General features: G+C 44.3%; 29 protein-coding genes. 11 read left to right on the top strand and 18 right to left on the bottom strand.

Annotated features, from left to right (window positions below):
* Positions 1-161: 161 nt before the first annotated feature.
* The 5 genes from yxzF to HFA01_RS16280 all read right to left on the bottom strand — a co-directional run bounded on the left by yxzF (position 162) and on the right by HFA01_RS16280 (position 3,622).
* Positions 162-254, bottom strand: a complete 93-nt coding sequence (yxzF, locus tag HFA01_RS19275; RefSeq protein WP_503826410.1) for a small protein YxzF — start codon at positions 252-254, stop codon at positions 162-164.
* 63 nt (positions 255-317) lie between these two features.
* Positions 318-1,337, bottom strand: coding sequence for a thiazole biosynthesis adenylyltransferase ThiF (locus tag HFA01_RS16290; protein WP_146818238.1), 1,020 nt, complete (start codon positions 1,335-1,337; stop codon positions 318-320).
* A 21-nt stretch (positions 1,338-1,358) separates the two neighbouring features.
* A complete protein-coding gene (locus HFA01_RS16285) occupies positions 1,359-2,159 on the bottom strand; it encodes an SDR family NAD(P)-dependent oxidoreductase (protein WP_146818236.1) in 801 nt (266 codons plus the stop codon).
* 188 nt (positions 2,160-2,347) lie between these two features.
* Entirely contained in the window at positions 2,348-2,503 is a 156-nt protein-coding gene (locus tag HFA01_RS18980) for a hypothetical protein (protein ID WP_167506265.1), read from the bottom strand.
* Between the two features lie 348 nt (positions 2,504-2,851).
* Positions 2,852-3,622 carry a LysM peptidoglycan-binding and 3D domain-containing protein gene (locus HFA01_RS16280; RefSeq protein WP_146818255.1) on the bottom strand — a complete coding sequence of 257 codons (771 nt, stop codon included), beginning with the start codon at positions 3,620-3,622 and terminating at the stop codon, positions 2,852-2,854.
* A 347-nt stretch (positions 3,623-3,969) separates the two neighbouring features.
* On the opposite strand from HFA01_RS16280, the gene HFA01_RS16275 reads away from it, so the two are divergent.
* Positions 3,970-5,028 (top strand): class I SAM-dependent methyltransferase, encoded by a 1,059-nt coding sequence (locus HFA01_RS16275; RefSeq protein ID WP_167506264.1) that lies wholly within the window; start codon positions 3,970-3,972, stop codon positions 5,026-5,028.
* Between the two features lie 175 nt (positions 5,029-5,203).
* On the opposite strand, the gene HFA01_RS16270 is transcribed toward HFA01_RS16275, so the two are convergent.
* A complete protein-coding gene (locus tag HFA01_RS16270; RefSeq protein WP_146818234.1) occupies positions 5,204-5,971 on the bottom strand; it encodes a MerR family transcriptional regulator in 768 nt (255 codons plus the stop codon).
* Between the two features lie 228 nt (positions 5,972-6,199).
* On the opposite strand from HFA01_RS16270, the gene HFA01_RS16265 reads away from it, so the two are divergent.
* Positions 6,200-6,670 (top strand): DinB family protein, encoded by a 471-nt coding sequence (locus HFA01_RS16265; protein WP_146818231.1) that lies wholly within the window; start codon positions 6,200-6,202, stop codon positions 6,668-6,670.
* Between the two features lie 125 nt (positions 6,671-6,795).
* Here the strand turns inward: HFA01_RS16265 and HFA01_RS16260 are convergent, their stop codons facing one another.
* Positions 6,796-7,488, bottom strand: coding sequence for a Type 1 glutamine amidotransferase-like domain-containing protein (locus tag HFA01_RS16260; protein ID WP_146818229.1), 693 nt, complete (start codon positions 7,486-7,488; stop codon positions 6,796-6,798).
* Entirely contained in the window at positions 7,485-8,393 is a 909-nt protein-coding gene (locus HFA01_RS16255; RefSeq protein ID WP_146818227.1) for a formate/nitrite transporter family protein, read from the bottom strand. The genes HFA01_RS16260 and HFA01_RS16255 overlap by 4 nt, the downstream gene beginning before the upstream one ends.
* A gap of 112 nt (positions 8,394-8,505) precedes the next feature.
* Between HFA01_RS16255 and HFA01_RS18975 the strand changes: the two genes are divergently transcribed.
* Positions 8,506-8,679 carry a hypothetical protein gene (locus HFA01_RS18975; RefSeq protein WP_167506263.1) on the top strand — a complete coding sequence of 58 codons (174 nt, stop codon included), beginning with the start codon at positions 8,506-8,508 and terminating at the stop codon, positions 8,677-8,679.
* A 38-nt stretch (positions 8,680-8,717) separates the two neighbouring features.
* Here HFA01_RS18975 and HFA01_RS16250 read toward each other — a convergent pair whose 3' ends face one another.
* The 4 genes from HFA01_RS16250 to HFA01_RS16235 form a co-directional block, all read right to left on the bottom strand.
* A complete protein-coding gene (locus HFA01_RS16250; RefSeq protein ID WP_146818224.1) occupies positions 8,718-10,202 on the bottom strand; it encodes an HD domain-containing phosphohydrolase in 1,485 nt (494 codons plus the stop codon).
* A 182-nt stretch (positions 10,203-10,384) separates the two neighbouring features.
* Complete coding sequence (locus HFA01_RS16245; protein WP_146818222.1) at positions 10,385-10,837, bottom strand: DUF4064 domain-containing protein; 453 nt, start codon at positions 10,835-10,837, stop codon at positions 10,385-10,387.
* 18 nt (positions 10,838-10,855) lie between these two features.
* Positions 10,856-11,812 carry an ABC transporter permease gene (locus HFA01_RS16240; RefSeq protein ID WP_146818220.1) on the bottom strand — a complete coding sequence of 319 codons (957 nt, stop codon included), beginning with the start codon at positions 11,810-11,812 and terminating at the stop codon, positions 10,856-10,858.
* Entirely contained in the window at positions 11,805-12,725 is a 921-nt protein-coding gene (locus HFA01_RS16235) for an ABC transporter ATP-binding protein (protein WP_146818218.1), read from the bottom strand. The genes HFA01_RS16240 and HFA01_RS16235 overlap by 8 nt, the downstream gene beginning before the upstream one ends.
* A gap of 254 nt (positions 12,726-12,979) precedes the next feature.
* Here HFA01_RS16235 and HFA01_RS16230 point away from each other — a divergent pair, with 254 nt between their 5' ends.
* Complete coding sequence (locus HFA01_RS16230; RefSeq protein WP_146818216.1) at positions 12,980-14,122, top strand: conserved virulence factor C family protein; 1,143 nt, start codon at positions 12,980-12,982, stop codon at positions 14,120-14,122.
* A 12-nt stretch (positions 14,123-14,134) separates the two neighbouring features.
* Positions 14,135-14,563 carry a BrxA/BrxB family bacilliredoxin gene (locus tag HFA01_RS16225; RefSeq protein ID WP_146818214.1) on the top strand — a complete coding sequence of 143 codons (429 nt, stop codon included), beginning with the start codon at positions 14,135-14,137 and terminating at the stop codon, positions 14,561-14,563.
* 36 nt (positions 14,564-14,599) lie between these two features.
* Here HFA01_RS16225 and HFA01_RS16220 read toward each other — a convergent pair whose 3' ends face one another.
* The 3 genes from HFA01_RS16220 to HFA01_RS16210 form a co-directional block, all read right to left on the bottom strand.
* Entirely contained in the window at positions 14,600-15,790 is a 1,191-nt protein-coding gene (locus HFA01_RS16220) for an MFS transporter (RefSeq protein ID WP_146818250.1), read from the bottom strand.
* Positions 15,791-15,903: 113 nt separating this feature from the next.
* Positions 15,904-16,356, bottom strand: coding sequence for a GNAT family N-acetyltransferase (locus tag HFA01_RS16215; protein WP_146818212.1), 453 nt, complete (start codon positions 16,354-16,356; stop codon positions 15,904-15,906).
* Positions 16,353-16,586 carry a hypothetical protein gene (locus HFA01_RS16210; RefSeq protein WP_146818210.1) on the bottom strand — a complete coding sequence of 78 codons (234 nt, stop codon included), beginning with the start codon at positions 16,584-16,586 and terminating at the stop codon, positions 16,353-16,355. The genes HFA01_RS16215 and HFA01_RS16210 overlap by 4 nt, the downstream gene beginning before the upstream one ends.
* A gap of 237 nt (positions 16,587-16,823) precedes the next feature.
* Between HFA01_RS16210 and HFA01_RS18970 the strand changes: the two genes are divergently transcribed.
* Positions 16,824-16,970, top strand: a complete 147-nt coding sequence (locus HFA01_RS18970; RefSeq protein WP_167506262.1) for a hypothetical protein — start codon at positions 16,824-16,826, stop codon at positions 16,968-16,970.
* A gap of 43 nt (positions 16,971-17,013) precedes the next feature.
* Here HFA01_RS18970 and mscL read toward each other — a convergent pair whose 3' ends face one another.
* Together mscL and HFA01_RS16200 are read right to left on the bottom strand one after the other, a co-directional pair.
* Positions 17,014-17,505, bottom strand: a complete 492-nt coding sequence (gene mscL / locus HFA01_RS16205; protein ID WP_146818208.1) for a large conductance mechanosensitive channel protein MscL — start codon at positions 17,503-17,505, stop codon at positions 17,014-17,016.
* A gap of 132 nt (positions 17,506-17,637) precedes the next feature.
* A complete protein-coding gene (locus HFA01_RS16200) occupies positions 17,638-18,756 on the bottom strand; it encodes an IscS subfamily cysteine desulfurase (RefSeq protein ID WP_146818206.1) in 1,119 nt (372 codons plus the stop codon).
* Positions 18,757-18,865: 109 nt separating this feature from the next.
* Between HFA01_RS16200 and nadB the strand changes: the two genes are divergently transcribed.
* The 5 genes from nadB (at position 18,866) to HFA01_RS16175 (ending at position 23,331) form a co-directional block, all read left to right on the top strand.
* Complete coding sequence (gene nadB / locus HFA01_RS16195; protein ID WP_146818204.1) at positions 18,866-20,431, top strand: L-aspartate oxidase; 1,566 nt, start codon at positions 18,866-18,868, stop codon at positions 20,429-20,431.
* A complete protein-coding gene (gene nadC, locus HFA01_RS16190; RefSeq protein ID WP_146818202.1) occupies positions 20,412-21,263 on the top strand; it encodes a carboxylating nicotinate-nucleotide diphosphorylase in 852 nt (283 codons plus the stop codon). Before nadB ends, nadC begins: the two co-directional genes overlap by 20 nt.
* The gene (gene nadA / locus HFA01_RS16185) at positions 21,260-22,360 is read left to right on the top strand and encodes a quinolinate synthase NadA (protein WP_146818200.1); all 1,101 of its coding nucleotides are present in this window, start codon (positions 21,260-21,262) and stop codon (positions 22,358-22,360) included. The genes nadC and nadA overlap by 4 nt, the downstream gene beginning before the upstream one ends.
* A 195-nt stretch (positions 22,361-22,555) precedes the next feature.
* Positions 22,556-22,738 carry an H-type small acid-soluble spore protein gene (locus HFA01_RS16180; RefSeq protein ID WP_115824538.1) on the top strand — a complete coding sequence of 61 codons (183 nt, stop codon included), beginning with the start codon at positions 22,556-22,558 and terminating at the stop codon, positions 22,736-22,738.
* Between the two features lie 113 nt (positions 22,739-22,851).
* Positions 22,852-23,331: a DUF4362 domain-containing protein gene (locus HFA01_RS16175; protein WP_146818198.1), complete on the top strand. Its 480-nt coding sequence runs from the start codon at positions 22,852-22,854 to the stop codon at positions 23,329-23,331.
* Between the two features lie 42 nt (positions 23,332-23,373).
* On the opposite strand, the gene HFA01_RS16170 is transcribed toward HFA01_RS16175, so the two are convergent.
* A complete protein-coding gene (locus HFA01_RS16170; RefSeq protein ID WP_146818196.1) occupies positions 23,374-23,988 on the bottom strand; it encodes a PH domain-containing protein in 615 nt (204 codons plus the stop codon).
* Positions 23,989-24,042: the final 54 nt, after the last annotated feature.

Raw genomic sequence — 24,042 nt, 5'->3', positions numbered from 1 at the left:
ACTCTCTTAACGCGACAAGTAATAATATATCATGGCATTTTGAATGACGCAATGGTTTTCCAAAACTTTTTTTAGTTTCTTAGAGTACTAGAATCTCATTACTCTTTTTCTTCCTTATTATATAAAAGAAAAATAAAAAGCGAGCAGCTTCCTGCTCACTTTTAGTACCGTCCTTTTCGTTTCCTCATAAATTTTTTTATGATTGGATATACCATAGGTCCATATTTGAACACTCGTTTAAGTAGTCGTCCCATGTTGCACTCTCCTTATTGGTTGTTGGTTTATCTATTCCCTTTCCTCTCCCTGAACAAACTACATCATCCACCAACGATTTTATGATACAACGTTTTTGCTTCCTTAATATCATTCGTCCCGTGGATCAACACGCGGCCATCACGGAAAAAAACCATCCGGTGCCGCGATGTTTTATAGGATAACAAGAAAGGGTTCTCCTGAATCTCGCCATCTGACAATCGATTTTTTAACTCCTCTAGATCTCTTTGCCCTTTATTACCTGGGCGTATCTGCACGGTATCCCTTCCACATAGGACTGCAACTTTTGTCATTTCATTTCCAAATAGGTATGGATAGTTCGGTTCTTTCCCGCAAGATGGACAGTCTTGCCTTTGAATACGTCCGGTTTTAATCGAGGTATAGTCGTTCGTCCAAAGATCGAAGGTAACAAGACCTTTGCGTATGGATTCGACATCCCCTACAAGCACTTTCAAAGCTTCTGTCACTTGATGGGCAGCGACCATTTGAACCGCTGGACTAATCACCCCGACCGTATCACAAGTAGCGGCACCGAGCGGGATGCTCCTCATCAAACATGACAAACAAGGGGTTGAGCCCGGGATAATCGTATAACTCATCCCGTGACTTCCTACACAGCCACCATAAACCCAGGGGATTCCGTTTCTTTGTGTAAAGTCGTTGATGAGCATACGCGTTTCGAAATTATCTGTTCCATCGATGATCATATCGATTCCTTGTGCATATTTTTTTAGTTCTTCTGCTTGTACATCAGCGACCACCGCATGAATTTGAACCTCACTATTTACTTCTTCTAATCGACTTTTCGCAGCCACCGCTTTAGGCAGACGGTTTTCAGCATCTCTTTCTGTGAATAGCTGCTGTCTCTGCAAGTTACTGAATTCCACATAATCCCGATCAATGACGGTTATTTTCCCGACACCTGCTCTTACAAGCTGCTCCGAACTGCTTGTCCCTAGCGCACCGGCGCCTACGATGAGCACGTGCGATTCTTCCAGACGGCGCTGCCCTTTTTCTCCTATTGGTTGAAAGAGCTGTTGTCTTGAATATCGTTCTCCTGGCAAAGGGCCCACCTCCTTGTTTCCTTATCTCATGACACTTCCTCCAGATATTTTCAAAGATTCCCCGACAATATTGGTCGATGCCTCCGATAAAAGGTAAACAATGGACCTTGCCACTTCATCCGGTTCACTTAGTTTTCCTGAAGGAATCCCTTTTTCTGCTGCTTTTCTTTGTTCTTCATAACTTCTGCCTTCCCGTTCCCCTTTTGAACGAATAGCTTCCTGCCCCATAGCAGTATCTACATAACCCGGGCATACAGCGTTAACACGAACCCCGTGATCAATGGCTTCATGAGCGAAAGACTGCGTAAATCCGGTAATGGCAAACTTTGAAGCACTGTAAGCCGTACCAGAATGAGTCCCCCGCAAACCAGAGAGGGAAGATAAATTGACGATACTTCCGCGCCCATTTGCTTTCATATCTTGATAGACTTCCTGAGTGAAAAGAACGGTAGAGAAATAGTTAAGCTCCATTACTTTACGTAAATCTTCTTCTTTTAGATTATCAAGCGGTCCGCCACCAATGATGCCAGCCGAATTGACGAGTCCTGTCACTGGACCTATCGCCTGCCTGGCATCCTTTACTACTTTCACTCGATCTGCTTTCTCGTTCAAATCAGCAGTACTTATAAAAACTTTCATTTCTCCATTTATGGTAGCACATTCCTCTTTTAACGAGGCCAGTTTCTCCTCATTCCTGCCAGTAATGGTCACATGACCTCCAGCGCGGACAACCTCTTTAGCCGTTTCATATCCGATCCCACCTGTTGCCCCTGTCACGAGGATGTGTTCACCCTTTAATGCTTCGCCAGAAAATATGTTCATTTTTTCGCCTCCTTAGCGAGTACGATAACCGAACCCTTCCGTATGTAAACCTTCTGGATATAAAAAATCAGCGCTTCATGACTGATATGTCATTGAAACGCTGATCCACGGGACAACCTGTTTTAAAAAGTCGACCATGTTGATTCTTTTTTTGTTACTTCTCATAGCTACCTCCACGACTTCTAATGCTATTTCCGCTTGTTAGTCTGCTTACGGAAAGAGAATAGAACCTTTCCACTACGTGTACGCTTTACGCCTTTAGCCTTGGATTGCACATGGGCTTCCGGACTGTTTTTATAATCCTGATCGAACAGCTCACGGGCTTTTGAGTATAGCAGAGTCATCGTGGTGTCCTCCCTTCTTTTTTAGTATATAATTCGATTCCCCTTGATATTATTAGTAAAACATCGCAAAAGCAAGAAAAAATTATGTTTTATACGTTTTTTTCTAACTATAGAGCTTATTTGAGGGATCATCATTGATTAACAATATCCGCACGGGTTGATTTTAAAACTCATTTATGTGGAAAAATGTCGATTTTTAATATTTCCTACATAAGGTTCCAGTAAATCGAATAAACCATAGAGTCAAAAAACTCTTCCATTGTTTCCACGTTTTCAAAGGAAGTTTTATATTGGTTACCAACGGTAAAACAAAAAGAGACGACCCACAAAGGATCGTCTCCATCTATATTATTCATATACTTTTACTTGTACGTTTTTACGTCCGAAGTCGAGAGCATCCGAACGATCTGCCATGAATACATCGATACGGTTGCCCTGGATCGCACCGCCGATATCGCCAGCGATTGCTTTACCATAGCCTTCTACATAAACTTCAGAACCTAGTGGAATTACGTTCGGGTCTACGGCAATCACTTTTCGGTCTGGATTAGCTCTCAAGTCAATACCTGTATAAGTTGTTCCGGAGCAACCTTCACAGAATGCTGTATAAGCAGTCGCTTCCATATTCAATGTTTTCACGACACCATCTTCTGCTGGTTGGCTGGATGTTTGCTCTGCTTCTGCTTCTTCATTGCTTGAGTTATTTTCAGATGTGGACTGTTCTGCAACTGCTGCTCCATCAAGAGTTAGTCTTTCTCCCGGATAAATAAGGCTGGAGTTAAGATTGTTCCAAGCTTGCAGCTCTTGCACGCTTACGTTATTTGCTTGTCCAATGCTGTAAAGTGTGTCCCCGGATTGAACGGTGTGGACACTGCTGGAAGTTTGGGATTGAGCGTCTGCGTTTTGTCCTTCGTTAATAGAAAGGACTTGGTTAGGGAAAATCAGATTAGAGTTCAAACCGTTTTCTGCTTTTATATCATTCACAGATACTCCGTTGTTTTGAGCAATGCTCCAAAGAGTATCTCCTTTTTCTACTTTAATTTCATCTGCACTTACTGCTGTTGCTGTTACTGCCGAAACCGATGCGACCGCCGCCAAAGAAACAATTGTTTTTTTCATCATGTTTAATTTCCTCCTTGGTAAACAGCTCTCGCTCAGCCCTCGGCTAAGCGCTGTCTCAAAATCACAATTCCTACTGTAACACGCACAGCTCATATTCCAATAACAGGAACACAACAATAACTTTTCAAACATTACATCATCTTTACTACAGTGTAATAATACGGTTGTAATGGTTATATGTACCTATCTGAGGTTTAATTTGGGAATAAATGTATGACCTGGTACGCCATATATTGTAAGACCTGGTCATACATTTATTGGCACTAATACTGAATGGTTATTATTGTAAACGTTTACATTAGCGGTTATAGTTGTACTAAATGAAATGGAGAGGTGATCGTTCCATGTTAGGTGAAGCTGCGGTTAAAGATTCGAGGATACCCAAACCCTATAGTGAAAAGCATATGGACGAAACGTTTTCCCATCCTCAATACCGTGTTGACCTTAGACGCTATTCAGAGAAAGAATATAACAAGTTTGTTCGTTTAAACACGGTAGCTGATTGGTCTCTTTTGTCATGGAAGGATGTAGGTAAACCTTTTGAGGTCACGAATTATTCGAGAGAACGGACAGAATGGGAGAAAGAGAATAATCAAGCAATGGACCCACACACTTCATGGACCTATTTCAACAAATCCTTTCATGAGTGGTTCATCAAAGATGTTCCTAAGGAAAAGAACCTTGGCAAAGAACAATTCATGAGAAGCCTTGCTTCATTTAAGCCTGTACAAGTAAAACAAGCGATTGGTAATCTTGTTCAGTTGCAGTTATGGAATTATGTTCATAGAATCCAAGATGGAATTTGGGACCCCCGTGGAAAGAGAGCCCTTTTTGAAGGATTACATTTAGATCGGCCCCGCATTCTCTTTTTAGGAGCTGCGGAAGGTTATGAAGCGATGCAGCTTGGAGCTATGTATCCAGGAGCGGAAATTGTCATGGTCGATTACGATGAATTTTGCAAGACTACACGTTTTGGTGAATTCCCCGAGCATTATCCGTTCTTAGGTGAAAATTCGAGTACCGGACAGTGGAAAGTCACATATAAAGATGACTTGAACATTGAATATGTGGTTGAGGATATTCGCAACCTTGATTTTGGAAAAGAGTTTGATATCGTCCTTTCCGTCGGTCTGTTGGAACATTTCCCTGATAAATACAAGCCGGAAGTCGCTGACTGGCACCGGCGCTTTTTGAAAGAAGGTGGATACGCAATTCTAACCACCCCACGGAACCAACTTCGATCTCGTCTCTATTATCATGTCATGGCCGATGTGATGAACCATACCTACAGGGAACTCATGACCGTTGAACAAATGGGACTCTATATGTATGAAGCAGGGTTCGACATCCTGAGACACGGTTACATCAAAGTGCATAACGGGCTCATCTGCCGCCCGCGTTAAATTTGGTAGAAACTGTATGACCTGGTACGGAAGAAAAAGGGAACCGCCTAGCTTACGAAGTACACACATAAACAAAACCAGCCTTCACAGACAAAAACTGTGAGGGCTGGTTTTTGGTTTTCTGGTAATAATTGTATGACCTGGTCATACAATTATTCTCTCCTCCACAAGGGGATTAGCTTTCTTCCTGTTGGTCGCAGTATAGGTGCATGGCTTTTTTTAGGAACTCGGCGTAGCCTTCTTTCCATTGATCGATATTTTTCGTGAAACGAGGGTCGTTGACATACATGTCCGCTAACCCTCTGAAAATATCCAGATTGCACTCATAAAAGTGATCAGTGATGTGCTGACGTTTTTTATCTATTAACTGCTGAACATCTGAATCTGAAGGGTCACGATCCATTAATTTTACAAGTTCGCGATCAATTCCATCCCCCTCTTGTTGGATCCTTTCCCAATCTTCTTTTGTATATTGTGATGTTTTTTGTTTGGATTGTTTGTAAGCGTCCGTGTTTCCCCAACGCGCTTCCACTTCTTTCTCATATTTTTTTTGATGGGCTTCAATCTCCCTTTTATCAAATGGACGGAAACGGTCTTCATTTTTCATACGATCTTCTCCTTCCAACGTTTGTAACGTCTGATCTACTGAACGAATTAACTGCTCCAAACGTTTTTTCTTTTCACTCAAAATCTCACGATGGCGCTGCAATGCATCAGCTTCATCAAAATCAGGATGATCGAGAATCTCTTTGATCTTTCTCAAGGAGAAATCCATCTCTTTGAAGAAAAGAATCTGCTGCAGGCGTACCAACTCGTTTTCACTATATAAACGGTAGCCGTTTTCACTTACATAGGTTGGGGCCAACAAATCGATATGATCATAATGGTGCAGTGTGCGCACACTGACCCCTGTCAACTCCGCCATTTCTTTTACTTTATACATCGGTGATCACCTCACATCTAACGATAAGCTATGACGTAACGTCAGAGTCAACTCATCGCACAAAAATTTGCTACATCCATTTTTATGTATAGGTCTTTCTATGCAGGTAACAAACAAATCCTTAGGGCGATTTTCGTCGTTTCCTGTATTTTTTCGCTTTGAAAAGGGATTTAGTCGAACGTCGGAGAATAAGAGGAGGAATAACAATTTTATTAAGGTTGTGTTCCTATGAATATGTACTGTCAGAGCGCTTTTCATCAATTAGAAATCGTCATTGCATCCATTTCCGAAATGGTCGGTCAGTTATCAGAAGAAGATTTGACCCTTAGACCCACGGAGGGAAAGTACTCCATTGGGGAATTGCTTGAACACATTGCAGCAATCCCTGCGGCTGATGGGCACATCACAGAAGGGGCTTCAAAAGCAGAGATGGAGCACTTCTATGAAACGGGATCAATGAAAACAAAGGATGAAATCTTAGAACGTCTATTTGAAAACTTTGCGCAATTAAAAACTCAATTTGAAAACTACACCGAAGAGCACCTGTACACTGAAACCACGTCGTGGTGGGGTGTGACCAATACACGGTTTGAATGGCTCGTCCAAACGGTCGCCCATATGTACCACCACCGCGGGCAATTGCATGCTATGTTAGTCCACACTTATAAGAAAGACCCGGAAATCCTATTGTTTGAGTAGCTACAATAAATCACCATACCAGGCCACCCATATTTTGGATGACCTGGTACACCTGTTTCTTCCATGAATTCCTGGGCAAAAAACCCCACGCGCTGAATATTCAGCGCGTGGGGTTTTCGTTAGGATTAGCCTAGATATGTCATTTCCAGCTTATTCTCTTCCACTTCCTCCGCTTCCACTCTTACATAGTAGCCCTTCGCCTCTTCGCGCGAGCTCACATTCTTCACTGGTTCCGTATTTACAAAATGAACAGCCGCTCCGTCATCAAGCGCATAGCCTGGACGAATGGATCCATCTTTAATAAAAGAAGTGTACGCCGGTTTCCGCTGTTCCTCCCCATCGTAATGCGGGCAGCAGCTTCCCGGAAGAAATCCGAGGCATTCCAGCGGTTCCAGCTGGTCGCCGTAGGAATCCGTCACACCTTCATCAAACCAGCAAATGGCGCCTGCACTGATCCCCGCAAGGACAACCCCTTGTTCCCATGCTTCTTTCATGATTTCATCCAGTCCCCACTCCCGCCAAAGGATGAGTAGGTTCTTGGTCGACCCTCCACCTACGTAAATGATGTCCTGTTCGAGCACAAATTTCCGTAAGTCTCTCGTTGGTGGCTTGAATAAAGACAAATGGGTCGCTTCCGCTTTTTCTTTGAATGCTTCATAAAAGCGTTCGATGTAACTGTCCGCATCCCCACTAGCTGTGGGGACAAAACATATTTTCGGTCTTTCTTTTTCTACTTGATTTAATACGTAATCGTCCAAAAGTGGATTTTCAGGCTCCATTGAGAAGCCGCCTCCACCCATAGCTATGATTTGCTTCATTGTTTAGCCCCCTTCTTATTTTTATTTCTTCCCAAGGAAGTTTGAATGTCCTCTTTGTATGCATAAGAGAACAATAAGGATACCAATATCGCTCCTCCAATAAGGTTTCCGATACTTGCAGGTACAAGATTAAAAAAGATATATTCATACCATGTGTATTTATCAGAAGCTAAAAACCCCATACTAAAGTATCCCATATTTGCAGCACTGTGCTGGAAATTTCCTGCTACAAAAAGAACGACTGGCAAGGTGGTTCCAAGGATTTTACCTGTTAAATCCCGGGCAGACGTCGTCAAAAAAGCTGCCATTCCAATAAGCCAATTGGCAAGAACACCGGAAATCAGAACCTGAAACCACCCTTTTACTCCGTGATCCATAAACTTCATCTTATGATCCAAATACATCTCCAGCTCAGGATAGAATGTACTAGCGAAGGAGCCTGACCACTGGATCAGTACAGCGACCAGAAAGGCGCCGATGATGTTTCCAATATAGGAGGACATCCAGAACTTATAAATGTTCGTTTTCATCAACCCTGCTTTGTTAAACAAGTAAGAGGGTAATAAAACATTGATTTCCGTAAAAAGAACAGCCCCTGATATGAAGACCATCGAGTATCCTGCCGCGAACCCAAGCCCGGACAAAAGGTGATACATTCCTTTCGTCTCGACTCCAACGGCAAGAAGGATGGAAAAAACGGCTCCGAATGTCATAAAAGATCCCGCCGTAAGCGCTAGTAAAAATTGAGCGCGGAAAGGTTTATTTAAGTGATCCCTTCCCTTTTCCCCAAATTCATCTACGATTTGGGACGGAATATAAAATTGTCGCCCCGGGCGATCTATTTTCTGATTTGAATCATTGCTTTCATTCACATCTGTTTCCTGTGGATTTTCCTCATTAGCCACGGTCATCCCTCCAATGATTCTCACATTCCCGATTCTTTAAAAATATAATCTCCCTTGTATAACCTGAAGCGTTTGAGAAATGGTAAGAAAAACAAAGAAAAGAGGAATGAAGATGGCCAGGGATGAATTCTGTCTCGCTTGCGATGGAGAAGGTCTGTTAATGGATGATGAAGAGTGGCGCTATACTTGTAAGATTTGCGGCGGCAATGGTCTCCGCCCTCAGGAAGGAAACGTCTATGACCGCCAGAGTGCGGATGTGGATGTAATGAATCGGTACTTGGATTAATTCCATTATTTCTTTGTACGACAGAAAAGCGCTCTATATCAGCCGAGCGCTTTTTCACATGAATTACGTCTCATTTCATCTAAAAACAATTCAGCAAAATACGGATCCCACTGGGTCCCTTTTCCATCTTCTATAATCGCTAACGCTTTTGAGACCGGCATCCCCTGACGGTAAGGCCTGTCAGACGTCATCGCATCAAACGCGTCCCCGACGGCCATCAGGCGTCCAAATAAGGGAATTTCGTCCCCTGCAAGTCCATCGGGATATCCCTTGCCATCGTAACGCTCATGGTGATGACGTACTCCTGTCAAAACAGGAGCAAGGGATTTAGGCAGCTGCACTTGCACAAGAATTTGAGCCCCAATTACCGGGTGCTCCTTAATTTTTGCGAATTCTTCCTCGCTCAAACGCCCTTCCTTCAGCAACACATCATCACGGATCCCGATTTTTCCGATATCATGAAGCAGAGCTGATTTCTTCAACAATTCCAATTGTTTCTCATCAAAACCTGCTCTTCGCGCAATCAGGTCCGAGTATTCAGCCACCCGCTTCGAATGACCAGCGGTATAAGGGTCCCGTGCGTCCAGCGTCGCGGCAAAAACCGTGAAAAAGCTCTCGAGCAGTCGTTCGTTTTCTGCATCTCTTTCTTTTATACCTGTAACCATGTGATTGAATCCTGTGACCAACTCGGCAAACTCATCGACATACAAGTTCTCCATCGACTTCATCTCACCACGGCGTACATCAAGAAAACGTTTGCTCAAATGCTCCATCGGCTCCTGAATGCTTCTATAGAGTAAAAGGGCAGCGAGCGCTCCGATCCCCATAACCACAAGAGCGATGATAGAGGCCCAGTTCCAATAACCATTTACCCCATCCCCTTCAGATAGGCGGACTTGAGATGCCAGTAAGAAGAGAATGACAGGGAAAACCGCTGTAAACATCGAGCTCAAGAACAACTTGGTCTTAATACTGATTGATGTTTCCCTTTTGTAATCAATGAGGCCCCCCTTCTCATAAATCGAAGGAAGCAACAATTGAACCGCCCGGTCTGTCATAAAGAATTCGATCAAAGCATGCATGACAGCAATCAAGACAGCCCCCATCCACGCAAAACCTATGTAAGAAAGCGGAAGGTCTACAAGTCCGCGTTCAATTGCCCCCCAAGCTAGGAGGGAAGCAGGAATTGAAAGTCCAAACAAGTGAGGGCCTAGAATCCGTTTTACCGTTAACTGTGGGAATTGATGCGCCCTCAGCAAAGCACCCTTCACCTGTTCAGGAGAATATGAATCACTGGTGAACAGGTGCTGGATAGGAAGGACATGGCGCTTGTACATCATGATCTCGGCGGTTAACATGATCCCAACAGACACCAGCATTATAAGAATTAAATACATCATTTCTCTCATTTCAAGCTGAAGCGTGTAGAAAATAAACAAGCTGCCAACACCGCAAACAGCCACCGCCGATCCACATATGTAATTCATCAACATACGCCTTTGGAAAAAGTTGAATGGTTTCATTCGTTAAGCTCCTTCAATACATTCGTCTCTTCTATCTTTATTCATTCAACAAAAATTCGACGAACTCCTACATGAGTGACTCTATTTTATGGATTTTTCATTGCGGCCGCTTTTTCGTTCCTTGTATATTTGGTGGATGACAAACCAAAAGGCGCGGCTATAGAGCCACGCCTTTTTCTCGCCTAATAACTGATTGCTTCATCGGTTGCGGTCTTTTTCGGTTTACGGACGAGCGCAACAATTCCGGCAATCAAATACGCTACGCCTCCGAACAATCCCATAAATACAGTAGCGAACGTAAAGATAATTGCAGAAATAATTAAAATGATCCCCGCAGCTTTTGGTTTCTTATTCCCTTTAAGGAACACAGCAGCCAGAATACCTAATCCGATGGCAATTAGAGACGCAATCAATACGAACATTGCGAATGATCCCATCATTTCAAACATCTGAGTCATATCAGTGGAACTCATCTCCCCTTCCATCTGCACTTCCGGGGAATTCATGAAGTTTTCAATTTCTTGTTGTATTTGCGGATTATCTGAAGAGTTTAACAAAATGCCACTCAACAGAACGGGAAGTCCAAAAAGAACAATTCCAATGATGGTAAGAACGATTTCTACCGTACGTTTCAATTCCTTCTCCTCCTTTTTTTATGCTCCAGCTACGTCACGCTTCGTAAAGAACCCCCATGATAAAACCATGAATACTACATAATATACCGCTAAAACTGCAATGGAAAACCCAAGCGAAGTTCCTGATACGAATGGTGTCCCGGACATGTATTGAGTCAAGTCCGTATTGGCAAACAGGATATATTTCGCCCACTCTTTTTCCATAAAGAAAAGCACAATGGAGCTTCCAGCCATCATGAGGAAGATCGCCAAACCGATGGCAAGGGATGTATTCCTGAAAACAGAAGCGATCATAAACGCGAACGTAGCCATCATAATTAATTCTACAAAACTCAATAAGTATTGTGAAACAGTAAATGAAAAGAGGCTGGCATCTTTGATCTCACCCGCTTGAGTATATACATACGTCTGAGAAAAGCTGCCCATTCCAAACAACAATGAACCTACTAAAAAGGACAACAGGTATAAAGTGAAAAGCATGACCAAAGCATAGATAACCACGGACACATATTTTGCTAACAGGATCTTCGCTCTTGAAATCGGGCGGATTAATAAAAGTTTAATTGTGCCCCAGCGAAACTCATTGGCTGTAATCCCTGCCGCTACAATGATTGTAAATAAACTGACCAACGCCACAAGATCACGGTTATCGCGAACGAAATCCCACGCATTATAAGGTGTCGGCTTCAAGTCATTTTCAATGCGATATTGATTCATCTCTATATTCATATATCCCGGATACTCGATCTCTGGCGGCTGTTCCCCCGTAGACATCAATTGCTCATTCTGCTGCTCCAGCTCCTGTTTCCAATTGTCGCCGGTCGGTCCTTCTCCGCCCGTAATCGCATCATCGATTTTGAGCAAAGTCCCTATTCCCACAATTATAACCACCAACAGAATAGCCATGATCCACGTCGCCTTTTGATTATAGAGCTTCATTTGTTCATTTTTGATCAGTTGAAAAAAGTTACTCAATGGCTCCCTCTCCAATCAAGTCCAAGAATTTATCTTCAAGCGTTGAGCGGTTGACATTGACACTGTAGATTTGGATTCCTTTTTGCACCAGATCTGCCACAACAGATGGAATCTTCTCTTTTTCTACTGTGAAAGTCAGAAGCTCTTCCTTTCGATTCACTTCCTTGCCCGTCATCTCTTGAAGAGCGACCATCGTTTGATCTACAGGTGTCGCTTCAATGGACACTTCTTTCTCATCTGTTTCTTGAAGAGCATCGTGAACCGTCTGGATGGAAATCAATTCTCCGTTTTTAATGATCCCAATCCGATCACACATCATCTCCATTTCAGATAGGATGTGACTCGATACAATAACCGCTACTCCTTCTTCCTCCGCCAGTCTCCGGATATACGCACGGATTTCCCTGATCCCAGAAGGGTCCAACCCGTTTGTTGGTTCATCAAGGATGAGGACGGATGGTTTATGTAATAATGCCTGGGCAATTCCAAGGCGCTGGCGCATTCCAAGTGAATATTTCCCTACTTTTTCCTTCATCCGCTTTTCCAACCCAACAAGCTTGACGACTTCCTTCATACGTTCCTCTGTAACTCCGGGCATCATACGGGCGTAATGAACGAGATTTTTCCATCCGCTCATGAATGGGTACATTTCAGGGTTCTCTACAATTCCGCCTACGTGACGGATCGCTCCTTTAAAGTCGTTCTGTACACTTTGACCCTGGATGATTACATCCCCATCCGTCATTTTCATTAACCCTACCATCATCCGGATGGTTGTGGTTTTTCCTGCTCCGTTAGGCCCAAGAAAACCAAACACTTCCCCTCCGTAAATATCGAAATTCAAACCTTTAATGATTGATTTTTTGCCAATTGTCTTTTTGACATTCTTCAACTGCATCACAGGCTCTGACATTCTTCCCCCTCCTTTTTATCAACACACCTACTCTACGGCACAAAACCAATCTGGTTTCACAAATTATGAAAAATTTTACAAATTAAAAATGTGGCAGAATTGTGGAAGACTAGGTTTCTAGACACTCCCGAGATAGAGAAGGGACGGATGCGTGGATGAGCTTGGGAATTTTTGATAAGATGGAAGCATGGAATGAGGGCCGATCCCTCGGAACCGGATGAAAAGATGATCAGACTGTTAGGGGGTTAGACTCAGTGAAAATTGTATCTATTGAACCGACACCTAGTCCAAATTCAATGAAGATCAATTTAAACGAGACCTTGCCAGACGGCGAGACTCACAACTATAAAAAAGATGATGGATTAAGTGATGCGCCAGACTTTGTCCAACACCTTTTCGAAATTGAAGGTGTCAAAGGCCTTTACCACGTGACTGATTTCATCGCTTTGGAAAGAAATGCACGTGTCTCCTGGGAATCCATTCTTCCTGAGGTAAGAAAGGTTTTCGGATCAGAAGCAACCGAAGATGCATCGTCACTAAAACAGGAAGAACCGGATGAACACTTCGGGGAAGTCCGTGTGTTCGTGCAGATGTTCCGCGGCCTGCCGATGCAAGTAAAACTTGAGGAAGGCGAAGAAGAAACACGTGTAGGGCTTCCTGAGCGTTTCATGGATGCGGCCATGAAAGCAGCTCCCGCCTCTCCGAACATGATCATGGAGCGTAAATGGGTAGAGCAGAACCCACGCTATGGCGACGTGGCAGAAATCGGGGAGCAGGTAAAAGAAGAACTTTCGGCAAGTTATGATGAAGACCGACTGGAATCTCTTGTTAAACAAGCGTTTGACCAAGAATCGGTTGATGTCGAACCGAAGGAAGAAAAGACGAAAATCAGCTTAGACACGCTGGATCATGACGACTGGAAAGTTCGCTACGCGGCTTTAGACCGGATGGATCCGACGGCAGAGGATTACCGCCTGCTTGATAAAGCCCTGGATGATGAAAAAGCTTCAATCCGACGCTTGGCAACAGCCTATCTTGGAATGATTGAAGAACTTGAAACACTTCCGTATCTCTACAAAGCTCTCAATGATAAATCGGTCACTGTACGTCGCACAGCTGGCGATTGTATTTCTGATCTCGGCTTTAAAGAAGCGATGCCGAAAATGATGGAGTCCCTATCTGACTCCAACAAACTCGTGCGCTGGCGTGCAGCGATGTACTTGTATGAGCTTGGCGATGAAACCGCCCTCCCTGCCTTGAACGAAGCCGCTGATGATCCCGAATTTGAAGTCCGTCTTCAAATTAATATGGCGATCGAAAGAATTGAAGGCGGTGAAGAAGCCAAAGGATCCGTGTGGCATCAAATGACTCAAGCGACTAAGAAAAAACAACAATAGGAGGCTACGATTATGAACCCATATGAAGCATATATGAAAGAAATTTCCCAGCCGATGCGTGATGAATTGACGAACGCAGGCTTTACTGAACTGACAACCCCAGAGGAAGTGGACACATTCATCAGCGAAAAGAAAGGCACGTCCCTTGTCGTGATCAACTCTGTCTGTGGTTGTGCTGCAGGACTTGCCCGTCCTTCCGCCCGCGAATCACTCAACAATGAAAAACGCCCTGAAAATCTTGTAACTGTATTCGCCGGCCAGGACCGCGAAGCTACTTCACGCATGCGTGACTATTTAGAAGGCTATGAGCCATCCTCTCCATCCATGGCTCTTTTGAAAGATGGACAGGTGCTCCACTTCATCCCTCGTGAAGAGATTGAAGACTATGAAGTCGAAGAAATTGTAGCCAATCTTACGAACGCATATAACCAATACTGTTAACAAAAAGCGCCTTCCACTATGATGGAAGGCGCTTTTTCATGCGGTCTTGGTTTGATCCCCGCTTTTTTCGGGCTTAATCAACAGGAGAACAATCAATAAGAGAAGACCACCTAAGGCACCGCTGGCGATGTAACTGATATTCAAATACTCTTTCATCAGCAGCGACATCAACGGAGGTCCCGCAGCGACCCCTATGAATCTGGATGAACTGTAAAAAGACGTAATCGTTCCCCGCTCTTCTTTTTCAATCCCTTCTGTGATGAGGGCATCAAGGGTCGGGAGCATCCCGCCGATCGCTGTTCCTAGTACACTCGTTACAACGAGAAGCAGAAACAACTTCTCGTTGACGTAACCGACGAAGATGACGCTTGCTGAAACCATGATCAATGCTGTGACAAGCACCCATTTCATGACGGTTGTGTCTCCCTTGATTTTCTTCCCAGTCACAAAGGCCGATACACATAACGTGAACAGTGGAATAGCTAGGACGAATCCTTTTTTCACACCTTCAATGTTATGGGTTTTCTCAAGGATATCGGACATAAAGAACAACACGGCAAACAAAACGAGCATGGCGTAAGCCCCTAGTAGAAATACCGGGTACAACCATTTCCCTTCCTGTTTGAATATCTCTTTCGTCTTTTTCAGAAATTGCTTGAATGGCTGGGGTTCTTCCTTTTTCCCTTTAGGAACTTTAATAAAAAAGAAAACGAGAACAATCGAGATCAAACTGAAAAAGGAAATCGAAAAGAACGGCAAAAACCATAAAAATACAGCAAAAAGAGAACCCAATATGGGACTTAATACTTTTCCGAACGTATTTGACGTTTCTATGATACCAAGGCAGGAGCTTGCTTTTTCATCATCGTCTTTATATAAATCTCCGACGAGAGGTAAAATGATCGGAGTCGCCCCTGCTGCACCCACCCCCTGTAGAATTCGTCCAATCGTAATCCAGAGAAAGGGGTCATCCAGTTTCCATGAAGAAAAACCAGCAATCAGCCCTCCAATGAAAGCCAGGACTAAACTCGGAAGGATGATTAACTTTCTTCCGAAACGATCGGATAAGTAACCGGCAACAGGGATCAGGATAATGGCTGCTACGGAATAGCTGGTGATGATTGTGCTTGATTGAAAAGATGTGATGCCTACCTTTTTCTCGAAAATCGGCAATACTGGAATCAGCATGGAATTCCCGAGCGTCATCACAAGGGGAATCGAAGCCATACTGACTAGGCACCAACGGCTTACTTTGTTTTCCAATGCAATTCCTCCTACGTATTCATAAACGTAGGATGCCCTATTCCAATGGATTCACGATGAGAAAAATCTGGATATACTCACGTCGCTTTTATGTATACGTTTATGGACTCACCAGATAGGCCAAAGGCTTTCCCTTCCTGATCCCACCCGTATTTTTCATAGTACCCTTCCAGGTCAGTCGCCAAATAAATAAAATGGTAACCTAGCCTCCCCGCTTCCTGCGCGGCATGACTGAGTAACTGTTTCCCGGCCTGCTGCCCTCGATGATCCGGATGAACATAAAGGCACGCCAGCCATGGACAAAGGTCCTGGCGGCTGTTCATATCATTTCGGAGTAGAGCATAGGTGCCGATGATTTTCTCCTCATCCAAAAGAGTATAAAACAAAGGCAGTTCATCCTCATTTTTCAATGACTGCTGGATACAGTCTTCATACAGCTTGAAGTTATCTTCATCCCCCCATTGTTCCCAAAAGATGTCGATGGCGCGGTCGACGAAATCCATCCTCTCTTTCAAGAGCACAATTTTCATTCTTTCATCTCCCTCCTTTGATTGAATTTATTTGTTATCAAAATAGCCATGAGTATAGGCAGCACCAACACTACCGCGGGCATGACTCTTACAAGCATGGATGGGTCCGTTTCGGCATTTACTCTCCATGGATCAGGCTCATGTAGAAAAGTCAAAACTAAACCTGTCCCCCATGACACGAGCCCATAGCTTAACATCAACGTGAAAATGAACACGATATATTTCTTCACCCAATCACCTCTACCTCTTATACGATGATATTGGTTTCAAGTTTCAAATCGTGGACATGGAATTCTAAAAGTATAGAGAGCGATAGGGGTGGAAGTGGTACAGAACCCGAGAACGCCATAGTTGGAGAACAAATAACAGCTGATATCATTACCATAAAATTACACTATATTCACTTCCCATTAACAAAGGACGGGTATCTTTTATACGTAACTCACTTTGGAAAGGGGATTTTATACATGTTGAAGAAATGGATGTTAGCGTTAGGTTTGGTATCTGTTTTGACCCTTGCTGCTTGTGGCGGAGAAGAAGACGGTGAGATGGAAGAAGAACAAATGGAAGAGCAGGAACAAAGTGACACTGAGAGCGAAGACAGCGCAGAATAATCCATGTAAATAAAAGGCGGATCCTTTTTAGGATTCGCCTTTTTTATTTGATTCGCCATTTTGTTTTCACTTGCTGGCGCGGAGACGGATTGGCTTCAAGTGAAGACGAACAATTCGGGCAGATGATGGCTTGAGTCGGAATCGGCATACAGCAATACGGGCACTCCTTTTTCGTCATCCCATGCAGAGGGTGCTGATGCGGCTTTTTCCAACGGTTGATTTGGCGAACGACAAGAAAAACCGCAAACAAGATGATGATAAAACGGACGGAAGCCGTAACGAAAAGACCATAATTGATGGTAGCCGCCCCCGCTTCTTTAGCGGCCGTCAGCGAAGGATAGACCGATCCATCAAGGCTTAGGAACATATTCTCAAAATTCATCTTTGTATACAAAACACCCACAGGCGGAAGTAAAATATCAGTTACAAGTGAATCAATAAATCCACTGAAAGCGGCTCCCAGGACCATTCCGACTCCCATATCGACGGCACTTCCACGAACGGTGAACTGTTTGAATTCATGCAACAATCCCAAACCAGGCTCCCCCTCTCACCCATCATCCTATGAGCGAAAAGGACAAACTATGATTCAGAAGGAAAACCTTCATACCTCGCACCTCTATTCAACAGTTCGCTGGCATGTGCAAATGAAGGTCCTGACATACAGTTACCGAGCCACTGTTGGCTTACGAATTCCATTTAAAAACAGGGCCAGTTTCTCCACTTGTTCTTCTGTTTGATGGTGACTAAAAGAAACACGAATAAAAGACTTGGCTTCTTCAGCACCATAACCCATTGCGAGCAATGTACCCGGAGGTTCGTGGCTGCCGGCGCTACAGGCACTCCCCGTGGAAAAATGAAACCCGCGCCGATTTCCTTCTAGCATGGCCCACTGCCCTTCCATTTCCGGTAGAAGCAGACCGATGATCGGTACAGAATGATCCGATGTGTTTCCGACGATCTTCCACTCTCCTGCTCTAAGAAACGCCTCTTTCAGTTCCGTAATCTTCGACTCGATCCTATGTCTTTCTTTCACCATTTTTTCAGCCGCGACCGTAAACCCCGCAATGCCTGGTGTGTTGACCGTCCCTGCTCTGACTCCCCCTTCATGCGTGCCTCCTGGAGTTTTCGGAGTAAACGAAAGTGACGGCCGAATATAAACCGCTCCTACTCCTTTAGGTCCGTAGAGTTTGTGTGCACTCACCGAGAGACTATCGACATAAGGAGCCACTTCCTCCATCGACACTTTTCCAAAGGACTGAACACAATCACTGTGAATAAGTATGCCATACGAGCGGCAAACATCAGACAGTTGGCGAATCGGGTGCACCGATCCAATATCAGAATTCACGTGCTGAACCGCCAAGAGGACAGTATCCTCTTGGATCGCTTTTTCAACATCTTCCACATTGACGATTCCCACTTCATTCAGAGGCACCCTTGTTACCTTATAACCTTCTTCCTCGTATTTATAAATGAGATTCCGCACAGAAGAATGCTCAACATCTGTCGTAATGATATGCTTCCCTTTCCCTGCTTTCAATAGAGCATCGATGGCAAGTTCATTACTTTCCGTACCTCCGCTTGTAAAGTAAACCCCTTCCTGACCAATTCCCAGTAGCCCTGCCATTGTATTCCGGCATTGTTCTAACAAAGCATGAGCTTTTGTTCCGGGATCGTGTAAACTTTTCGTATTTGCAAAATAGTGACGAGCTGCATGGTTGTATGCCCCGAGCGCATCCTCATCCACCGGGCATGTAGCCGCATAATCAAAATATCCTTCCACATTCTTCTCCCCTTTTTGATCCAAATCTCTTGTCAATAGTTTAACAGTGTGTAAATATAAGTGTAAATATAAGTGTAAATACACATGTATATTTACGGGGGTTAAATTCATGGTTCGTAACACAGATATCATCATCATCGGTAGTGGCGTAGCCGCCTTACAACTCGCCCGGCAAACCGCTACGGACAAAAATGTGATTCTTCTCACAAAGTCATCGATCGGCCATGGAAATTCCCGTTTAGCTCAAGGAGGAATTGCTGCAGCTATCGGCGACAGGGATCACCCTTTTTATCACTTCATCGATTCAGTCATCGCGGGTCGTTCGATGAACAACCATCAAGCTACGCTTATGATGACAAAGGAAGCTCCTCAAATCATTAGAGAGCTCGAAATGGAAGGTTGCGGCTTTGATTATGAAGAAAACGGCACCCTTGCTCTCGGAAAAGAAGGCGCCCATACACAAAACCGCATCATCCACGGGGGTGGTGATCAAACGGGAAAAGTTCTTATGGATTACTTGATGCGATCCCTTCCCCCAAATGTCCAGATTCTTGAAAACCATTATGTATTTGATTTGTTAACAAATGATGATGGCCGCTGTTTCGGAGTGAAAAGCAAACATGCTTCTGGCGTTTATGAATTCCACGCCCCTCATACTGTTCTTGCGACAGGAGGATGCGGACAATTGTACACCTCCACATCCAATGCCTCTTCTGTCACAGGTGATGGGATGGCCCTCGCGTATCAGGCTGGAGCGGAACTTACAGACATGGAATTTATTCAGTTCCATCCCACCCTTTTGTACATACAAGATAAGCCGGTGGGGCTGATCTCTGAAGCGGTGCGCGGTGAAGGAGCCGTGCTTGTTGATGAGATGGGAACACCAATCATGGAAAACATCCACCCTCTCAGAGATCTGGCACCAAGGCACGTGGTCTCTCAAACGATTTATCAAAAAAGGAGAAACGGTGAAAACGTCTATTTGGATATAAGGGATGTAAACCATTTTGAACAAAGGTTTCCCCATATCACAAACCTATGCCTGCAGCATGGAGTTGATTTAAGAAAAGGACAAATCCCAGTAGCCCCCGGCTGTCATTTTTCCATGGGTGGCGTGAAGACGGATATGGTTGGGAAATCCACGGTTGAAGGCTTGTATGCGATTGGAGAAGTTGCTTGTACGGGTGTGCACGGAGCCAATCGGCTGGCAAGCAACTCCCTCCTCGAAGGACTCGTGTACGGAAAAAGGCTGGCCAAACATCTTCAAGACTGCACAGAGCCTTTTTTACAACCAAAAGAAACAAACGAGAAAAGGAAGCCCTGTCTTTTTCCTCTTCCTTCTAAAACCGAAATCCAGGAACGCATGATGGAAAACGTCGGCATTGTGAGGGAGGGGCGAGAATTGGTCCGTCATCTGCAGTGGTTGGAATCGTTCGTCCAACCGTCTGAATGGAAAGAGTATGACTTAAGTATGCTCACATACGAGCAAATGACGAGAATGTTCATGCTGCAAACATGCTGGCTGATCACTCAATCAGCCCTCGAGCGTGAAGAAAGCCGCGGTGGTCATTATCGCAGCGATTTTCCTGAAGAACAGTTGGAATGGCAGAACAAACAAATCATTAGACAAAAAACATTAGAAATGAGGGAAGTCCATGAATCCATGGAGACGTAAAAAACAGTTAGAAGCCTTTTTCACGGAAGATATTGGGGAGCAAGATTACAGCACAGACTTGTTATTTCCGAAAGATCACCATGGAAGACTGACCTTTACATCTAAAGCAGAAGGCATTTTTTGCGGTGCTGAAATCATTACTGATGGCTATCAGCTGCTGGACCCTTCCATTACCGTCAAACACTATATCCATGATGGAGAATGGATGCATGCAGGAGACACGATTGCCACCATTGATGGCCCTGTTCGAGAGCTTTTAAAAGGAGAACGCGTCACCCTCAACCTCATTCAACGGATGAGCGGGATCGCTACGATGACGAAGAAAGCCATTGAAGCCTTAAATGATGAAAACATCAGGATCTGTGACACTCGTAAAACCACCCCTGGATTGCGCTCTTTTGAAAAGTATGCCGTGCGGACTGGCGGAGGTTACAACCACCGCTTCGGTCTTTATGATGCCGTTATGCTGAAAGATAATCACATTTCGTTTTTTGGTTCGGTACGAGAAGCGATCACTCGAGCGAAAGCGGCTGTCGGTCATACCGTCAAAATTGAAGTGGAAACAGAAACGGAGAGCCAGGTTGTCGAGGCTGTAGAAGCGGGTGCTGACATTATCATGTTCGATAACCGGACCCCCGATGAAATCAAGCACCTCGCCACACTGGTGCCTTCTTCGATCACGACAGAGGCCTCTGGAGGAATCACGCTCGAAACCCTACCTGATTACCGCGGTCTTGAGATTGACTATATCTCCCTCGGATTATTGACCCATTCAGCAAAAGCCCTTGATATTAGCGCCCGTGTAGCCACAACAAAGGAGGAAGTACGATGAACCTTTTTGAAACGATTGAACAGAATACACTGCCTGATCGGTATAAGACGATGGAAGCGAATGAACTCGAACAGAGAGTTCTCCAAGTAAAGAGAGAAATGGGAGAGAAACTTTTCTTACCTGGTCACCATTACCAAAAAGATGAAGTCATCCAATTTGCCGATGCTCGCGGAGATTCTTTAAAACTTGCTCAACTTTCCGCATCCCAACATGAAGCGGAGGCTATCGTTTTTTGCGGCGTTCATTTCATGGCAGAGACAGCAGACATCTTGACGCGGGAGGACCAGCACGTCTACCTTCCCGATATGCGCGCAGGTTGTTCGATGGCAGATATGGCGAATATCCAACAGACGGAGAAATCCTGGGGTCGTCTCATGGAACTTTTTGATGATACCATCCTGCCACTGACCTATGTGAATTCAACGGCAGCCATCAAGGCTTTCGTAGGAAAGCATGGCGGAGCCACTGTCACTTCTTCAAATGCAGCAGATATGTTAAAGTGGGCGTTTTCCCAGAAAGAACGGATTCTTTTTCTTCCCGATCAGCATTTAGGAAGAAATACAGCGTATGACCTCGGCATCCCGCTCGATCAGATGGCTGTTTGGGATCCGATTGTAGAAGAATTGTTATATGACGGGCCTTTGGAAGCCGTCAAAGTGATTCTCTGGAAAGGACACTGCTCTGTTCATGAGAATTTCAGGGTCGCCAATGTTGAACAAGTTCGTGCGGACCACCCAAACATGAAAATTATTGTCCACCCTGAATGCAGTCGTGAAGTCGTGGAACTTTCCGATCTCTCAGGATCAACGAACGCCATCATTCAGGCGATCGAAAACGCTCCACCTGGAAGCGAATGGGCCATCGGTACGGAAATGAACCTCGTCAAGCGCATCATCCAGGAACACCCAGAGCAGCACATCATTTCCTTGAACCCGAGGATGTGTCCTTGTCTAACGATGAACCGGATCGACCTTCCCCATCTGGCCTGGTCACTTGAATCGATAGCGGAAGGTCAACCACAGAACTTGATACGAGTCGAGTCATCTGTAGCTTCGGACGCGCGAAAAGCATTGGATCGGATGTTGGTCCGGGCGTGAACGAGTGATGAAAGTTCCCTAACGCACGTGGAAAGTGACTTAACAGGGAGTGAAAGCGCCCTAGCTTTTTTCGAAAGTGACTTAACTCGGGTTCAAAGTGCCCTAACGCACGTGGAAAGTGACTTAACGTTATTTTAAGGAGAATACCACAGCCCATTCTTGAGAATATTACGTTTAAAAGGAGGGGTTGTTGAGATGAACAAAGAACGCGCAAAAGAAATCTTCAAATCTGAAGACATGATTCCGGTCATGCACGAAGACCGTGAAATTTACATCGAAGAGGTTATTGAACGTAATGAAATGGCGCGCATTCACCCGACAGATCAGCCGAATATCGTTCAAAAGGTTCCATTATACGAATTGAAAGAACAAGAATAGGTCAGAAGCCGCACTCACTACTGAGGCGGCTTTTCTTTTAGGTGTGTACATCCTTCGCTTCTTGCGCAATAATGGAAATATAAGGAATACCAATGACGTAGTAGGAGGATTATATGAAGAAGTTATTGTGGGTAGCATGCCTGATCTTTATAGTCGCTTGTTCTGAAGGTGAAATAGAAGAACCCTACACGGTTGAAGATGCGGAAAAAGATGGACATGTGATTGTTGAACATCAATCCGACCAATTTGATCAAATAAAAAACGGGGCATTGGAAGTTGAAAACATTAAAAAAATGGCCGCTTTTATTAACAACGTAGAGCAAGGAAGAGAAGACGAAATTGACGTCTCCATCTTCAATCCTGATGGTTCCCATTATCAAATCTCCTTTTCCTACGATGGAGAGTCCATCCGTTTCGTTAACAATTATGGTGCGTATCCGTCGTCTCCTGCCGGCTCATTCGATTGTGAATACGTGACTCGCCGCGGACCAATGGTGTATGTGAGCAACTGTCAATCAGAGGAAGGGAAGGATCTCTCCACTCTTCTAAGCTTTGTAGGGACCGAAAAAGCATTCAGAGAAGCTTTGAATTAAAGAAAACCCGGACCATGCGATTAAACACGATCCGGGTTTTCTTTAATTTTGAATATACTTCTCAAACACATCAGCAAAGTCTTTGCGGGTATTATCTTTGTACTTTTGTGTAAACCACTCATACGCAAAGGAAGCCGCTTCACTAAATCCTTTCGATATATCATTTTCATGGAACCGGTTGTCATGAATAAGGTCCTGCGCCATGCCGATGCTGTCTTTGGCAAAAGCCGCCTGCCGCTGATTTTCCTCCTGGATTTGAGAAATAGATACAAGGGATTTATATAAGTCAGCAATCGCTTCTCCTTCATCCTTGGCGATATCAATGCTCATATACTGATCGCCGATGTAAAACTTGATCTCTAAATCCAAATCAATCGTCCCTGCCGTTTCTACCGAGACATTTCGAATGAGGTGCTGATAATAGTCATAGCGGTAGATGTTGCGTTTACTACTTGTCGCTTTGTCGCCATCCAGGTGAATGAGCGCGCGATTGGTAAAGCAGTACTCATCACTTTTGGATTTAATTAGAAAATGTATCTTTTCCCCGTCCTCTGTCAGGACAAAATCATCAGACTGCGTCTTATCAAAATCTTCTTTTCTGATGATCTTTCCAATGTCACTTAATCCTAATGCATCACTCGCCATTTTCTTGAACATGGATCTACCTCCTGAATAATCGTTTTCGTTGTTTACTTCGATATCTCAGACACA

Source organism: Halobacillus faecis, assembly GCF_007991335.1.
GTDB classification, from domain to species: domain Bacteria; phylum Bacillota; class Bacilli; order Bacillales; family Halobacillaceae; genus Halobacillus; species Halobacillus faecis.
This window is presented reverse-complemented; position numbering and strand designations above follow the sequence as displayed.